General features: G+C 70.2%; 14 protein-coding genes. 3 read left to right on the top strand and 11 right to left on the bottom strand.

The window, feature by feature from the left end; genetic code table 11:
* Positions 1-43: 43 nt before the first annotated feature.
* Genes AB0J16_RS06590 through AB0J16_RS06600 form a run of 3 tightly spaced genes read right to left on the bottom strand, consistent with a single transcriptional unit; the run spans position 44 to position 3235 of the window.
* Entirely contained in the window at positions 44-895 is an 852-nt protein-coding gene (locus AB0J16_RS06590) for a carbohydrate ABC transporter permease (RefSeq protein ID WP_358535353.1), read from the bottom strand.
* The gene (locus AB0J16_RS06595) at positions 892-1899 is read right to left on the bottom strand and encodes a sugar ABC transporter permease (protein ID WP_358535355.1); all 1008 of its coding nucleotides are present in this window, start codon (positions 1897-1899) and stop codon (positions 892-894) included. The genes AB0J16_RS06590 and AB0J16_RS06595 overlap by 4 nt, the downstream gene beginning before the upstream one ends.
* A gap of 4 nt (positions 1900-1903) precedes the next feature.
* On the bottom strand, positions 1904-3235 hold the full coding sequence (locus tag AB0J16_RS06600) for an extracellular solute-binding protein (protein WP_358535357.1): 1332 nt from the start codon (positions 3233-3235) through the stop codon (positions 1904-1906).
* A 138-nt stretch (positions 3236-3373) separates the two neighbouring features.
* Between AB0J16_RS06600 and AB0J16_RS06605 the strand changes: the two genes are divergently transcribed.
* The 3 genes from AB0J16_RS06605 to AB0J16_RS06615 are packed head-to-tail and all read left to right on the top strand — an operon-like array spanning position 3374 to position 6300.
* Entirely contained in the window at positions 3374-4519 is a 1146-nt protein-coding gene (locus AB0J16_RS06605; protein ID WP_358535359.1) for an ROK family transcriptional regulator, read from the top strand.
* A gap of 24 nt (positions 4520-4543) precedes the next feature.
* Positions 4544-5191 carry a M15 family metallopeptidase gene (locus AB0J16_RS06610; protein WP_358535361.1) on the top strand — a complete coding sequence of 216 codons (648 nt, stop codon included), beginning with the start codon at positions 4544-4546 and terminating at the stop codon, positions 5189-5191.
* Positions 5192-5214: 23 nt separating this feature from the next.
* The gene (locus tag AB0J16_RS06615) at positions 5215-6300 is read left to right on the top strand and encodes a glutamate--cysteine ligase (RefSeq protein WP_358535363.1); all 1086 of its coding nucleotides are present in this window, start codon (positions 5215-5217) and stop codon (positions 6298-6300) included.
* A gap of 4 nt (positions 6301-6304) precedes the next feature.
* Here AB0J16_RS06615 and AB0J16_RS06620 read toward each other — a convergent pair whose 3' ends face one another.
* The 8 genes from AB0J16_RS06620 to AB0J16_RS06655 all read right to left on the bottom strand — a co-directional run bounded on the left by AB0J16_RS06620 (position 6305) and on the right by AB0J16_RS06655 (position 14975).
* Complete coding sequence (locus tag AB0J16_RS06620) at positions 6305-7054, bottom strand: sulfite exporter TauE/SafE family protein (protein WP_358535365.1); 750 nt, start codon at positions 7052-7054, stop codon at positions 6305-6307.
* A complete protein-coding gene (locus tag AB0J16_RS06625) occupies positions 7051-8847 on the bottom strand; it encodes a gamma-glutamyltransferase family protein (RefSeq protein ID WP_358535367.1) in 1797 nt (598 codons plus the stop codon). Before AB0J16_RS06625 ends, AB0J16_RS06620 begins: the two co-directional genes overlap by 4 nt.
* On the bottom strand, positions 8844-9812 hold the full coding sequence (locus tag AB0J16_RS06630; RefSeq protein ID WP_358535369.1) for an oligopeptide/dipeptide ABC transporter ATP-binding protein: 969 nt from the start codon (positions 9810-9812) through the stop codon (positions 8844-8846). The genes AB0J16_RS06625 and AB0J16_RS06630 overlap by 4 nt, the downstream gene beginning before the upstream one ends.
* Positions 9809-10777 carry an ABC transporter ATP-binding protein gene (locus AB0J16_RS06635; RefSeq protein WP_358535371.1) on the bottom strand — a complete coding sequence of 323 codons (969 nt, stop codon included), beginning with the start codon at positions 10775-10777 and terminating at the stop codon, positions 9809-9811. Before AB0J16_RS06635 ends, AB0J16_RS06630 begins: the two co-directional genes overlap by 4 nt.
* On the bottom strand, positions 10774-11649 hold the full coding sequence (locus tag AB0J16_RS06640) for an ABC transporter permease (protein ID WP_358535373.1): 876 nt from the start codon (positions 11647-11649) through the stop codon (positions 10774-10776). Before AB0J16_RS06640 ends, AB0J16_RS06635 begins: the two co-directional genes overlap by 4 nt.
* Positions 11642-12601: an ABC transporter permease gene (locus AB0J16_RS06645; protein ID WP_358535375.1), complete on the bottom strand. Its 960-nt coding sequence runs from the start codon at positions 12599-12601 to the stop codon at positions 11642-11644. The genes AB0J16_RS06640 and AB0J16_RS06645 overlap by 8 nt, the downstream gene beginning before the upstream one ends.
* Entirely contained in the window at positions 12601-14208 is a 1608-nt protein-coding gene (locus tag AB0J16_RS06650; protein ID WP_358535377.1) for an ABC transporter substrate-binding protein, read from the bottom strand. The genes AB0J16_RS06645 and AB0J16_RS06650 overlap by 1 nt, the downstream gene beginning before the upstream one ends.
* 77 nt (positions 14209-14285) lie before the next feature.
* Positions 14286-14975 (bottom strand): GntR family transcriptional regulator, encoded by a 690-nt coding sequence (locus tag AB0J16_RS06655; RefSeq protein WP_358535379.1) that lies wholly within the window; start codon positions 14973-14975, stop codon positions 14286-14288.
* Positions 14976-15103: the final 128 nt, after the last annotated feature.

Here is a 15103-nt window from a genome sequence, read left to right on the forward strand (position 1 = left end):
GTTTTTCGGGCACGGCGAAGCCGCACGAAGATGCGTGGGTCGGTCAGCCCTTGACGGCCCCGGCCACCAGACCGGAGACCATGCGGCGCTGAACCAGCAGGAAGAAGACGACGACCGGGATGGTCATCATCGTGGAGCTGGCCATGATGGCGCCCCAGTCGGTGCCCTTCTGCCCGAAGAAGTACTGCATGGCGACCGGCATCGTGTAGCCCTCCGAGCCGCTCATCAGGACCAGCGCGAAGATCAGCTCGTTCCACGCGGTGATGAACGAGAAGATGCTGGTGGCCACCAGACCCGGCGCGACCAGGGGGAAGAGCACCTTCCAGAAGGTGGTCATCCGCCCCGCGCCGTCGATCCAGGCCGCCTCCTCCAGCGACTTGGGCACGGCGGCGACGAACGTACGCAGCATCCAGATGCCGAAGGGCAGCGTGAGCCCCACGTTGACGAGGATCAGGCCGGCCAGCTGGTCGTACAGGCCGAGCCGCTTGACACTCAGGAACAGCGGGATGAGCAGCGCCTCGGAAGGGATCATCTGCACGATCAGCAGCAGGATCAGGAACGTGTTGCGCCCCTTGAACCTGAAGCGGGCCACCGCGGTCGCCGCCAGCAGCGAGAAGACCGCCCCGATGAGCACGGTGCCCCCCGCCACGATGGCGCTGTTGCGCATGTAGAGCCAGATCGAGTGCCCGGCCACGCCCTCGCTCAGCACCCGGTCGACGTGCTCGAAGGTGAAATGGGTGGGGAACGGGATGAAGTCGGTGGTGAAGATCTGGTCGTTGGCCTTGAACGAGGTCGAGGCCATCCAGTACACGGGGAAGATCGCGATCAGGAACACCAGCAGCCCGGCCGCGTTCAGCGCGATCTTGCCGAGTTGTTTGCGCGCGAGCGGGCTCACATCTCCTCCTGCTTGACGAGCTGCCTGACGTACACCGCGGTGACGACCAGCAGGATCGCGGTCAGCACCAGGGCGATCGCCGCGCCGGAGCCCATCTTGGGCGGCGGCCGGAAGGCCTCGGCGTAGGAGTAGATCGACAGGTTGAACGCCTCACGGTTCGATGGACCGCCCATGAGCACGTACAGCTGGGAGAAGACCTTGAAGTCCCAGATGATCGACAGTACGGTCAGCACCGCGAAGACCGGCTTGAGCAGCGGAAAGGTGATCTTCCTGAACGTCCGCCAGGCCGACGACCCGTCCACCCGCGCGGCCTCGTACAGCTCGGCCGGGATGCCCTTGAGCCCCGCCAGCACCGAGACGGCCACGAACGGGAAGCTCGCCCAGACGACGCAGATGATCAGCACCATGTAGATGGACCACGCGTCGTTGAGCCAGGGCTGGCCGGTCCAGTCGATCCGGCCGAAGAGCAGGCTCGACAGCCAGTCGGGCAGCAGGTTGAGCGCCCAGTTGATGACCCCCGCCTCCGCGTCGAACAGCCACTTCCAGATGACGCCCTGCGCCACCGGCGGCACGGCCCACGCGAACATGATGCCGACCACCACGAACGTGGACATCTTTCTGCCGAGCTTGTTGAGCAGGACGCCCACCGCCGTACCGACGATCAGCGTCAGCGACACGGCGAGGACGGCGAAGACGAGCGTGTTGCGCAGCGAGGACCAGAAGATCTCGTTGTCGAAGATGCGGGTGAAGTTGTCCCAGCCGACCCAGGTGGCGGGCTTCCTGCCGCTGATCTGGACCAGGCCCACCTTCTGGAAGGCGATGATCCCGACCTGGAACAGCGGGTAGAGCAGCAGCGCTCCGATCACCAGCAGGCCGGGGATCAGCAGCACGTACGGCACCGACCAGGTGGGCAGGCCGCTGGCCCGGGCCGGGCGGTGGGAGTTGGGCCGCCGCGGGGTGGAGGACTGGCCGCCACCCCTGGCGAGCGTCGAGGTGTTCGTCATAAGGCTATGAGGCGGCGTTGAGGATGTCTTCGAGCTCCTTGTTGGCCTTGGCCAGCGCGTCGTCGGCCGACGACTTGCCCTCGATGACCGTGCGGGCCGCGTTCTGCAGCACCGCCTTGGTCTCGTTGGCCTCGGTCCAGTGCGGGCTGGCCGGGAAGGCCTTGGCCTTGGCGAAGGCGGCGGCGAACGGCGCCTGGGCCGGGTCGCCGGCCAGCGCGGCCAGGGCGTCCGGGTAGACGGGGAGCAGGCCGCCGTCCTTGGCGTACTTGTCGCCCCACTCCTTGCCGGAGGCCAGCTTCACGAACTCCTTGGCCGCGTCCTTCTCCTTGGCGCCACCCCACACGGCGATGTCGTTGCCGCCCAGGAAGGACTGCGCCTCGCCGCCGTCCTTGGACGGGAGCGGGAAGAAGGCCAGCTTGTCACCCTTGAGCTTGCCCTTGCTGTCCTCGTCGATGCCCGGCAGGTCCCACGACGCGGTGAGGTACATGCCCACCTTGTTGTTGGCGAAGCGGGTACGGATGTCCGTGGTGTTCTGGGTGAGCCGCGACTTGCTGGACAGGCCGTCGGTGACCAGGCCGGTGTACTGGGCGAAGCCGGCCTTGAAGGCGGGGTCGGTCAGCTTGCCGACCCACTTGTCGCCCTCCTTGACGGCGTAGTCGCCGCCGGCGGTCCAGGCGAGGGCGCCCAGCAGGTGGTTGGCGTCGGAGCCGCCGTTGAAGGCGAACCCGTCGACGTCCTTGCCCTTCTTGGACTGGATCTTCTTGGCTGCGGCGACCAGGTCGTCCCAGGTCTTCGGGACCTCGATCTTGAGCTCCTTGAACCAGTCGGCCCGGTACAGGACCGCCCGGCTGCCGCCGCCCCACGGCACGGCGTAGGTCTCGCCGTCGATCGTCTCCAGGCCCATCAGGTTCTTCGGGATCTGCGCCTGGTCGCCCGAGGCGACGATGTCGGTGACGGGCTCCAGGGCCTCCTGGCTCTGCCACAGCGGCACCTGGTCGTTGCCGATCTCGGTGACGTCGGGACCGGTGCCACCGGCCGCCGCGGCGGTGAACTTGTCGTTCACCTGCGGCCACGGGATCCACTCGACCTTCACCTTGGCGCCGGTCTGCTGCTCGAAGGCGGCGACCAGCTCGTCGGTGTACTTCTGCGCGGCGGGGTTGCTGTCGCCCAGGCGCCAGAAGGTCAGCTCCTTGCCCGCGTACTTGGGGCCGGACGCGGGGGCGGAGGCCGCCGCGCTCGGCGAAGCCGCGGGCGTCCCGCCGGAACCACAAGCGGCCAGGCCCAGGGCCAGAGCGGCCGTGGTGACCGTAGTGGCGGTGATCTGCGCGATCCTCACAGGGTTCTCCCTTCCCGGGTGCTCGCTTGCGGTCCGCACCAGGCTGATCTGCATGTCCGAACGACTGCTGCTAAACTAACAAGAAACTTTCTTAAAAAAAACGCCCGTTAGCCATTCGTGACGAGAGGGAGCGCGTCGATGAGCCGAAGCCCGGGGATCCCTCGGCTGCTCCGCCGGTTGAACGACCGCACGGCACTCGAACTCCTCCTGGAGGACGGGCCGCTGACCCGTGCGGAGCTCGGTGAGCGGACCGGCTTGTCCAAGGTGACCGCAGGTCAGCTGCTCGCCCGGCTGGAGGAGCGGGGGCTCGTCCGGGTGGCGGGGGAGCGGGCGGGGGGCAGGGGTCCGCACGCGGCCCTGTACGCGGTGAACCCGTCCAGTGCGTACGTCGCCGGGCTCGAAGTGCTGCCCGACAGCCTCACCGTGGGTGTGGCGGACATCACCGGACAGATCGTGGTCGAGGTCACCGTCAACCCGGCGGACGGGGATCCGGTCAAGGCCGTGCACTCCGCGGTCCAGCGGGCCTGCGCCTCGGCCCGTGTCAGCCTGTCACAGCTACGCGCCTTCGTGATCGGCACCAGGGGCGTGGTCGATCCGGGCAGCGGCGACGTGCGCTTCTCCTGCGACCTGCCGGCCTGGCACGTCGGCGTGCTGGCCAGCCTGCGCCAGACGCTGGGCGTCCCGGTGATCATCGAGAACGACGTGAACCTGGTCGCGCTGGCCGAGCACCGCTACGGCGCCGCCGCCGGACACGACGACTTCGTGGTCATCTGGGCGGGTGTCGGCCAAGGGCTGGGCGTCATGCTCGGTGGGCGGTTGCACCGGGGCATCACCGGGACCGCGGGTGAGATCGGCTGGCTGCCCGTGCCGGGCGAGCCGCTGCCCGTCGACGTGACGCAGCCGACCTCGGGCTCCTTTCAGCGACTGGTCGGGCACGACGCGCTGAGCGGGCTCGCCACCACGCACGGCGTGCTCGGCACCACGGTCCCCGACCAGGTACGCAACGGCTGCGACGGGTACCTGGACGAGGTGGCGGCGCGCCTGGCGGTGGGGGCCGCGGCCGTGACGGTCGTCCTCGACCCCGGCCTGATCGTGCTCAGCGGCGACGTCGGCCGCGCGGGCGGCGAACGCCTGGCCGCCAAGGTCGAGGAGGCCGTCGCCCGGTTCTGCCCGACCCGGCCCAAGGTCGTCACGACCGGGGTGGCGGGCAATCCGGTGCTGCGCGGCGCCCTGGTCGCCGCCTTGGCGCAGGCCCGAGATCAGGTTTTCTCCGACACTGTGTGAGAATTTCTGCCTATGTGGCAGCCCATGAGCGACATCGTGCTGATCTCTGATCCCCGCGTCGCCGCCATCCCGGTGCGCGACAACGGCGAGGAACTGGCGGACGTACGCGGCCGCCTGCGCGTGGACGAGCGGATGGCCGACCGTGCGGGTGCCTTCGCGCACCTGCGGTCCGGGCTGCTGGCGCGGTTGGAGCGGGCCGAGCGGCGGCTGCCCGACGGCTTCCACCTGCTGATCGTCGAGGGCTACCGGCCGATCGACACGCAGCGCCGCATCTTCGAGGAGTACCGCGACGGGCTGCGCGCCGCCTTCCCTGAAATGTCGCCTGACGAGGCATATATCGCGGCGAGTCGGTATGTGTCGCCAGTCGAGGTGGCTCCGCACACCGCCGGGGCCGCCGTCGACCTGACGCTCACCGCACCCGACGGCACGGAGTACGACATGGGCACCCAGGTCAACGACAACCCGGAGGAGAGCGACGGCGCCTGCTACATGGACGCCACGAACATCTCGGCCGACGCCCGCGCCCATCGCAAGATCCTCGCTGACGCCCTGGAGCCTGTCGGCCTGGTCAACTACCCGACGGAGTGGTGGCACTGGTCCTTCGGCGACCGGTATTGGGCGCTCGCCGAGGGAAGACCGTACGCACTCTATGGCCCGCACCGCTTTGCCTAGCGGAAAAGGGGCATAAAAGGGATGTGACTCCTCTTATCGGGATCGAGGAGGAGTACCTCATCGTCGATCCCTGGTCGCGCCACGTGGCTCCCCGGGCGGCAGAGGTGTTGGCCGCCGCGACGGACGTCCTAGACGTCGTTCACGAGATCACCCGTTTCCAGGTCGAGGCCCGGACCGCCCCTTCGGCCGACCTCGGTGAGTTAGGCACGCGGCTGAGGGCCGCGCGCAAGGAGGTGGCCGAAGCGGCCCGCTCGTGCGGGCTGGCCGTGGTCGCCAGCGGCATTCCCGTACTCGGTGACGTGGTGCCGATTCCGCTCACCGACGACGTCCGTTACGAGCAGGGCCGGATTCTCTACCGCGCGCTGCAGGACGAGCTCAGCATCTGCGCCCTGCACGTGCATGTGGACGTCCCCGACGAGGAACAGGCCGTCTACGTCGGCAATCACCTACGCCCGTGGCTGCCCACGCTGATCGCGCTGGCCGCGAACTCGCCCTTCTTCGTGGGGCGCGACACCGGCTACGCGTCCTGGCGGGTGATCAGCTGGGGCCGCTGGCCGGTCTCGGGTGCTCCGCCGTACTTCCCGTCGTACGCCGACTACGAGCTGGCCCTGCGCGCGCTGTCGCAGTCGGGCGCGCTGATGGACCCCAAGACGGTGTACTGGGACGCGCGCCCGTCACCCTCGCTGCCGACCATCGAGGTGCGCGTCGCCGACGTGCCGCTGGACGTCAGCGACAGCCTCACCATCATCGGGCTGATCCGCAGCCTGGTCGTGACCGCGCTGGCCGCCGTGGCGCACGGTGACCGCGGGCTGCCGATCCCGTCGGAGGTCATACGGGCCGCCTACTGGCGAGCCGCGCGTGACGGCCTGGGCGGCGACAGTCTCGACGTGCGTGAGGGTGTGCTGGTGCCGGCGCGGGTGATGGCGGGTCGTCTTCTGGAGCACGTACGGGACGCCGCGGCCGAGGCCGGTGATCTGCCGGTGGTCGAAGAAGGGCTGGACCGGCTGCTCGGCCGGGGTTCCGGAGCGGAGCGCCAGCGCAGGGCGCACGCCCGCACCGGGCACCTGGCGGCGGTCGTGGACGACCTGATCGAAGCCACGGTCGCCTGACCGGTCAGCGCAGGGCGAGAACCGTGGCTACGCCAAGCCCGAAGACGACCACGACGCCGCGCAACACGGCGGGCGGCATGAGCCGGGCCAGACGGGTGCCGAGGAAGCCACCCGCCAGGCTCGCCGGCGCCACCACCGCCACCGCCTCCCACCGCACGGGCCCGAACAGCGAGAACGCCACCACCGACACCGTGCTGATCACCAGTGACAGGGTCGCCCGCACGGCGTTGACCCGATGCAGGTCGTCATGCAGGAACAGCCCGAGCACCGCCAGCAGCAGCACCCCCATGCCGCCGTTGAAGTAGGCGCCGTAGCAGCCGCCGAGGAACACCCCGACGTGGACCAGCCCGCTGGTGCCCTCCCGTCCGTCGCCCTCGAAGCGCTTGCGCAGCCAGGGCTGCGCCAGCAGCGCCAGACTGGCGAAGGCCACCAGCCACGGCACCAGCGAGTCGAACAGCCGCCCCGGTGTGAGCAGCAGCATTGAGCTGCCCGCGATCGCGCCGAGCACGGTGGTGGCCGAGAGCACCGTGGCCCGGCGCCGCTGCCCGCGCAGCTCGGCCCGGTAACCCAGGACACCGCCCAGGTAGCCGGGCCACAGCGCCACCGCGTTCGTCACCGAGGCGGTGATGCTCGGATAGCCGAGCGCCAGCAGCGCCGGGAAGGAGATCAGGGTGCCCCCGCCGGCCAGGGCGTTGACCGCCCCGGCCAGCAGGCCCGCCCCGGCCAGGAAGGCCAGCTCGGACAGCTCGATCATCGGCCGGCCGCGTAGCCCTGGGCGCCGCGCGGGTTGGCGGCGGCCTTCAGGAAGTCGCCGTCACGGGCGACCGCGCTGAGCCGGCCGAGCGACCACGGCCCCTGCACCTCCACCTGGTGACCACGCCGCCGTAGCTCGGCGACCACCGCCGGGTCCAGCCGGTTCTCCACGTGCATGACGCCCGGCCGGGAGCCGCGCGGGAAGAACGAGCTGGGGAAGTGCTCGGAGTGGAACATGGGGGCGTCGACGGCCTGCTGCAGGTTGAGCCGGCCGTGGACGAGGGAGAGGAAGAAGTTCAGGCTCCACTGGTCCTGCTGGTCGCCGCCGGGTGTGCCGAAGGCCAGCCACGGCTTGCCCTCGCGCAGCGCGAACGACGGCGACAGCGTGGTGCGCGGGCGCGTGCCCGGCCGCAGCGAGGCGGGCAGCCCCTCCTGCAGCCAGAACATCTGCGCCCGGGTGCCGAGGCAGAAGCCCAGCTCCGGAATCGTGGGCGAGCTCTGCAGCCAGCCGCCGCTCGGCGTGGCGGAGACCATGTTGCCGTGCCGGTCCACGACGTCCACGTGACAGGTGTCGCCACGGGTGGAGCCGTCGGAGCCGACCGTGGGCTCGCCCACACCGGACCGTACGCCCGAGATGCCCGGCGCGGTGCTGACCGTGCCGGCACCGGGGAACACCGGCAGCCGAGGCGGGCGCCCGCCTGGTGCGCCCGGCCGCAGCTCCATGCTGGCCTCGACGCCGATGATCGCGCGCCGCTTAGCGCTGTACTCGCCATCGAGCAGGTCGGCCATCGGTACTTCGGTGTCGCCGTACCAGGCTTCGCGATCGGCGAAGGCGAGCTTGGCGCTCTCGATCACCGTGTGCACGTAGTCGGCGCTGAGCTGCCCCATCGCGTCCAGGTCGAACCCCGACAGCAGGGCGAGCTGCTGCAGGAAGACCGGTCCCTGCCCCCACGGGCCCGTCTTGCAGACCGTGTGCCCGTGGTAGTCGAAGGTGACCGGCTCCTCGACCGACGCCGACCAGCCCGCCAGGTCGTCGCCGGTGAGCAGGCCGCCGTGGACCTCGCCCGAGCTGTCGCGCCAGGCGGTCTCGGCGCTGAACCGGGCGATCGCCTCGGCGACGAACCCCCGGTACCAGGCGTCGCGGGCGGCCGCGATCTGCCCCTCGCGGCTGCTCGACGCGGCCCGCGCCTCGGAGACGAGCCTGCGGTAGGTGGCGGCCAGCACGGGATTGGTCAGCTTGGCTCCCGGCACCTTCCCCTGCGGCAGCCAGGTCGCGGCCGACGTCGGCCAGTCCTCGAGGAAGAGCCGCTCGACCGACGAGACCGTGGCGGCGATCCGGTCGAGCACCGGGACGCCGTGGGTGGCGTAGTGGATGGCGGGTTCGAGCACGTCGGCCAGCGTCCAGGTGCCCCAGCGCTCCAGCATGAGCATCCAGCCGCCGAACGCCCCGGGCACGGTGGCCGCCAGCAGCCCCGTGCCGGGCACCACGTCGAGCCCCAGGCCGGTGAACCGGTCGATCGTGGCGGCGGCGGGGGCGACGCCCTGCCCGCACACGACCGACACCCGCTCCTCGTCCTGGCTCCACAGCAGGATGGGCACCTCGCCGGCGGGCCCGTTCAGGTGCGGCTCCGCCACCTGAAGGACGAACCCGGCGGCGACGGCCGCGTCGAAGGCGTTGCCGCCGCGTTCGAGCACGCTCATGCCGGTAGCGGAGGCCAGCCAGTGCGTGCTGGCCACCATGCCGAAGTCTCCGGTCAGCTCGGGCCTGGTGGTGAACAAACTGCGTCCCTTCATCGGTTTACGGCTGCGTCGGGCACGTGATCGGCCGTGACCAGGTGACAGGCGACCGGGTGGCCGCTCGTACGGGGGTCGGTCAGTGCCGGCTCGCTCGTCCGGCAGGCGTCGTACGCCAGCGGGCACCGGGTGTGGAAGCGGCAGCCGGCGGGCGGATCGACCGGGCTCGGCACGTCGCCGCCCAGCACGATCCGGCGCCGCTCGCGCTGCCTGACCGGGTCGGCCACCGGCGCCGCCGACAGCAGCGCCTGCGTGTAGGGGTGGCGGGGTTCGGCGAAGATCTGGGCCGTCGGCCCGGACTCCACGATCTTGCCCAGGTACATCACCGCGATCCGGTCGGCCAGGAACTCCACCACCGACAGGTCATGGGTGATGAACAGGCAGGAGAAGCCCATCTCCCGCTGCAGGTCGGTGATCAGGTTGAGCACCGCCGCCTGCACCGACACGTCCAGCGCGGACACCGGCTCGTCGGCCACCACCAGCTTGGGCTCCAGGATGAGCGCGCGGGCCAGCCCTACCCGCTGCCGCTGCCCGCCGGACAGCTCGTGCGGGAAGCGCGACCTCATCTCCGGGCGCAGCCCGACCTGCTCCAGCATGGCGGCGACCTGCCCGCCCGCCTCGCGTCGGCTGGCGATCCCGTGGTGCAGCAGCGGCTCGCCGACGATCTGCTCGATCGTGAAGCGCGGGTTGAGCGAGGAGTAGGGGTCCTGGAAAACCATGTGGACGTCCCTGCGCAGCGGGCGCATGGCCCGGCGCGACAGGTGGGTGATGTCGCGGCCGTCGAGCCGGATGCCGCCCGAGGTGGGCTCGGTCAGCCGCAGCACACACTTGCCGACGGTCGACTTGCCGCTGCCCGACTCTCCGACCAGGCCGAGCACCTCGCCCTGGCCGATGCTCAGCGACAGGCCGTCCACGGCGCGTACCTGGCCGTAGTGTTTGACCAGGTTGTCGATCTCCAGGATCACGACCGCCCTCCCGGGTGGAAGCAGGCCGCCAGATGATCGTCCGGCAGTTGGGGCTCTAGCTGGGGTCTTCTGCTTCGGCAATCGTCCTGCGCGCGGCCGCAGCGCGCCTGGAAGGCGCACTCGTCCGGGTCCGTCAGCGGCGAGGGCACCATGCCGGGGATCTCGGCGAGCCGGCCGTTCACGGCGGCCGACGGCAGGGCGTTCATCAGGCCCAGCGTGTACGGATGGCGCGGCCGCGCGAACAGCTCGGTGACGGGCGCCTGCTCGACGGCCCGGCCCGCGTACATGACCATGGCCCGGTCGGCGATGTCGGCGACCACGCCCAGGTCGTGGGTGATCAGGATGACCGCAGTGCCGAGCCGGTCGCGCAGGTCGCGGAACACGTCGAGCACGCCCGCCTGGATCGTCACGTCCAGCGCGGTCGTTGGCTCGTCGGCGATCAGCACGCGCGGCGAGCAGGCCACCGCGATCGCGATCATCACCCGCTGGCGCATGCCGCCCGAGAGCTGGTGCGGATACTCCTTGATCCGGCGGGCGGGCAGCGGGATGCCGACCAGTTCGAGCAGCTCCACCGCGCGGTCCCGCGCGGCCCTGCGGGAGAGACCTTCGTGCCGGCGCAGCACCTCGGTGATCTGGTAGCCGACCGTGAACGACGGGTTGAGCGAGGTCATCGGCTCCTGGAAGACGACCGACACGTCCTTGCCCCTGATCTGCCGCATCCGCGACTCGGGCAGCGTGGTCAGCTCACGGCCGTCGAGCTTGACCGAGCCCGACAGCCTGGTCGTGTCCGGCGGCAGCAGCCTCGGTATGGACATCGCGGTGACCGACTTGCCGCACCCCGACTCGCCGCAGAGCGCCAGGATCTCGCCCTCGCCCAGTTCGAGCGAGATGCCCCTGACCGCCTGCACCAGGCCGTCCTCGGTGTCGAAGTCGACGGTCAGGTCGGTGATCTCGAGTAGGCTCATCGGCCGCTCCTCGGGTCGAGAACGTCACGCAGCCCGTCGCCCAGCAGGTTGAAGCCGAGCGTGGCCAGCGCGATCATCAGTCCCGGCCAGATCGCCAGCCAGGGCGCGACGTCCAGGTACTGCTGGGCGGTGGTGAGCATCACGCCCCACGACGGCGTCGGCGGCTGGACCCCCAGGCCCAGGAACGACAGGGTCGACTCACCGATGATCGCCGCCGGGATCGCCACCGTGGCCTGCACGATGAGCGGGCTGGAGCAGTTCGGCAGCACGTAGCGGAGCAGGATGTGGCGGTCGGTGGCGCCGTCGGCGATGGCCGCGGCCACGTAGTCCATCTCCCTGATCGCCAGCACCTCGCCGCGGGTGATCCGGATGACCGCCGGCAACTGGGAGAAGCCGAGCGCCAGCACCACACCCTTGAGTGAGGGGCCGATGATCGCCGCCAGCCCCACCGCGAACACCAGGAACGGGAAGGCCAGCGTCACGTCGACCAGCCGCATCACGACCGGGTCCAGCCAGCGCCGGTAGAACCCGGCCACCAGCCCGATCGGGATGCCGATCACCATGGCCAGCAGTGTGGACAGCACGCCGGCCTGCAGTGATACCTGCGCCCCGTGCGCGATCCTGGCCAGGGCGTCGCGGCCCAGGTCGTCGGTGCCGAGCGGGTGCGCGCCCGACGGTGGCGCGAGCGTGGCGGTGTAGTCCTGCGCCGACGGATCGCCGGTGAGCAGGGGTCCGAGCAGCGCCAGCAGCAGGAACCCGGCGACGAGCACCAGCCCCGCCATCGGCATCGGGCGCCGCCTGAAGCGCCGCCACAGCCTGCGGCGGCGATCGGCCCGGCCCGTCGTCACCGGTACGGCCAGCGTGTCAGCCATGCCCGCCCCCCGACAACCGGATGCGGGGGTTGAGGAAGGCGTAGGCGATGTCGACCAGGAGGTTGACCAGCACGTACCCGATGACCGTGATCAGCACCACGGCCTGGATGACCGGATAGTTGCGGGTGAGCACGGCGTCCACGGTCAGCTTGCCGAAACCGGGGATGACGAAGATCTGCTCCGTCACCACCGCGCCGCTAATCAGCGCGCCGAGCTGCAGGCCCAGGACGGTCACCACGGTCGTGAGGCTGTTGCGCAGCGCGTGCGCGCCCACCACCTTGGCCTCCGACAGGCCCTTGGACCGGGCGGTCCGCACATAGTCGGCCGACAGCGCGCCCAGCATGGCCGAGCGCGTCTGCCGCATCAGGATCGCCGCGAACCCGGTGCCGAGCACCAGGGCGGGCAGGATCATGCGCTGCAGGTTCTGGCCAGCGTCCTGGGTGAACGGGACGTACCCGGAGGCGGGCAGCCAGCGCAGCGTCACCGCGAACAGCAGGATGCCGAGCAGCCCCAGCCAGAAGTGCGGCACGGACAGCCCCGCCAGGCCGAAGCCGGTGGCCACGTAGTCGGGCAGCCGGCCCCGCTTCATCGCGGCCACGATGCCCGCGCCCAGGCCCACGACGATCGCCACCAGCAGGGCCAGCGCCGACAGCTCCAGCGTCACCGGCAGCCGCTCGGCCAGGATGTCGGCCACCGGCAGCTGATCCTGGGTGGAGCGGCCGAGGTTGCCGGACAGGGTCTGGCCCACGTAGTCGAGGTATTGGGCCGGCAGGGGCTTGTCCAGACCGAACTCGTGGCGGATCGCCTCGACCATCGCGGGCGAGGCCTCCTCACCGGCCATCACCACGGCCGGGTCCCCGGGCAGCGCCCTGATCCCGAGGAAGATCAGGATGCTGGCCAGGAACAGCACGATCACCGCCGAGCCCGCTCTGCGGAGGATGAACCAGACCATCAGGCGGCGAACCCAGCGGTGACGAAGCGGGGCAGGCCATCCTTGAAGTACTGGACACCGGCGACGGTCTTGTTCATGCCCAGGTAGTACTTGTTGTGATACAGGTACACCACGCCGCGCACCTCGGCCGCCCGCTGCAACGCCTTGGCGTACAGCTCGGCGCGCTGGGCCGGCTCCGTGACCGCCGCGGCCTCCTTGATCGGATCGTCGATGCCGGGGTCGGACATGCCGCTGTAGTTGTTGCTGCCGCGGCTGGTGATCAGGTTCGACAGGTTGCCGTCCGGGTCCACCCGGCCCGACCAGCCGTTGAGCACGGTGTCGAACTTGCCGGCCTTGCCCTGCTCCAGCGTGCTGACGAACTCGGCCGTCTGCACCGTGACGTTGAAGCCCGCCTCCTTGGTCATCTGCTGGATGACCTGGGCCAGACGCTGGTTGGTGGCGTCGTTGGGCGTGGTCAGCGTGACCGGGATGGGCGTCGGCACACCGGAGGCCTGCACCAGCTGCTTGGCCTTGGCCAGGTCGCGCTTGGCGCACTGGAGCGAGGGCGAGCGGTAGGGGCTGTCGGCGGGCAGCGGGAAGCAGTCGGCCTCGTACAGGCCGTTGTAGACGGTCTTGTTGATCTGGTCGCGGTCCAGCGCCAGCTCGAACGCCTCGCGCAGCTGCGGGCTCTTGGCCAGCGGGGTGCTGACCGTGCCCGGCTTCTCGGTGGAGCCGTTGGCGTTGCCGGTGTTGATCGTCAGGCCGTAGTAGCCGAGCCCGCCGCCGGACACGACGGTGAGGTTCGGGTCGGCCTGCACGCCCTTGACCGTGGTCGTGGCCAGCTGGTCGGCCACCTGGACGTCGCCGGACTTCAGGTTCGCGGCCCGTACGTTCGGGTCGACGATGATTTTGTATACGAGCTTGTCGAGCTTCACCTTGGCGGCGTCGTAGTAGTCGGGCGCCTTGTCCAGCACGATCTGGCTGCCGGAGGTGCGCGCGGCGAACTTGAACGGCCCGACGCACACCGGGCTGGCGCCGAAGTTGTCGCCCGCCGCCTCCAGCGCCTTGGGCGACATGATCATCCCGGCGCGGTCGGCGAGTTGCGCCGTCAGCGGCGTGAACGCGCGCGTCAGCGTGAGCTTGACGGTGGCCGGATCGACCACACTCACCTTCGACACGGCGGCCAGGTCGGCCTGGCGGGCCGACTTCTCCCACGTACGGTGGCGATCCAGCGACTTCTTGACCGCCTCCGCGTCGAAGGCGGTGCCGTCGTTGAACTTCACGCCCTCGCGCAGCTTGATCGTCACTTCCTTGCCGTCGCCCGAGACCTCGGGCAGGGCGGTGGCGAGCTGCGGGACCAGCGTGGCCTTCGCGTCGATGTCGAAGAGCTTCTCGCACATGCTCGCGAACACCTCGCGGCCCACCAGCGTGGTGGACACGCTCGGGTCGAGCGCGTCGGGGTCGGCGTTGAGCGCGATGTTCAGGGTGCCGCCGCTCTTGACGGCGCGGCTGTCGGACGTGGCGTCGGCCACTGACGGGGCGACGGGGGTGCCGCTCGAACCGCCTCCACCGCAAGCCGTCAGGGCTATGGGGAGTACGGCGAGCGTCAAGACCAGCCTGGGTCTCATGATGCCTCCGGGGGACGAGCTTTAGGAGACTGTATACAAGAACCTGGATTTCAACGGTGTTTCGTCACCGCATGTTGTTATCCGACCGTTTTCTCGTCGTGCTGAGGCTTCGCCGGGCGTACGGCGGCCAGGAACGACCGCCTGGCCGCGGCGACGTGCGCGACCGCCCTGGCCTGGGCCTCGTCCTCGTCGCCCGCCGCGATGGCCTCGCACAGGCTCAGGTGCTCCGACCAGGAGTGCGGTCCGCGTGCGGCCGCGGTCTGCCGGAACACCCACTGAGCCCGCAGCAGCATCGGCGCCATCATCAGATTGAGGTAGGAGTTGCCCGCCACCTCACCCACGGCCAGGTGGAAGGCGGTGTTGAGGTCGGCCACCCGTTCGAGCCTGCCCTCCTCGACCGCCTCCTTGGCCGAGTCGAGCACCAGCCGCAGTCGCGCGGCCGTCTCCGGGGTTCGCTTGCGCGCCGCCAGCCGGGCCGCCAGCCCCTCGATCGCCATCCGCACGTCGAAGAGCTCCTCGGCCTCGGCCGGCGACAGCCGCGCCACGGTGGCGCCGATCCTGGGGATGACCTGCACGAACCCCTCGGCGGCGAGCACCCGGATCGACTCGCGCACCGGGTTGCGCGACACGCCCAGCCGGGCGGCCAGCCGGTCCTCGACCAGGCGCTCACCCTGGGGGAGCTCGCCGGAGATGATGAGTCGGCGGATCTCCGCGGTCACTTGGTCGCGAAGGGGGAGATGGGCGCCGCCCAGTGTCAGCTCAGTCATTTGAGGGAATCGTATACAAAGTTACGGCCGTTTCCGGTGTCGTCGGGGAATCCAGAGGGTGACGCCGTACACATCGTCAGGCCGGAGCAGCCCTCTTGGTCGGTCAGGCGCGCGGGTCTCTTGGTTGG

Origin of the sequence: Nonomuraea sp. NPDC049750, from assembly GCF_040659625.1 — a bacterium.
Classification (GTDB): Bacteria; Actinomycetota; Actinomycetes; order Streptosporangiales; family Streptosporangiaceae; genus Nonomuraea.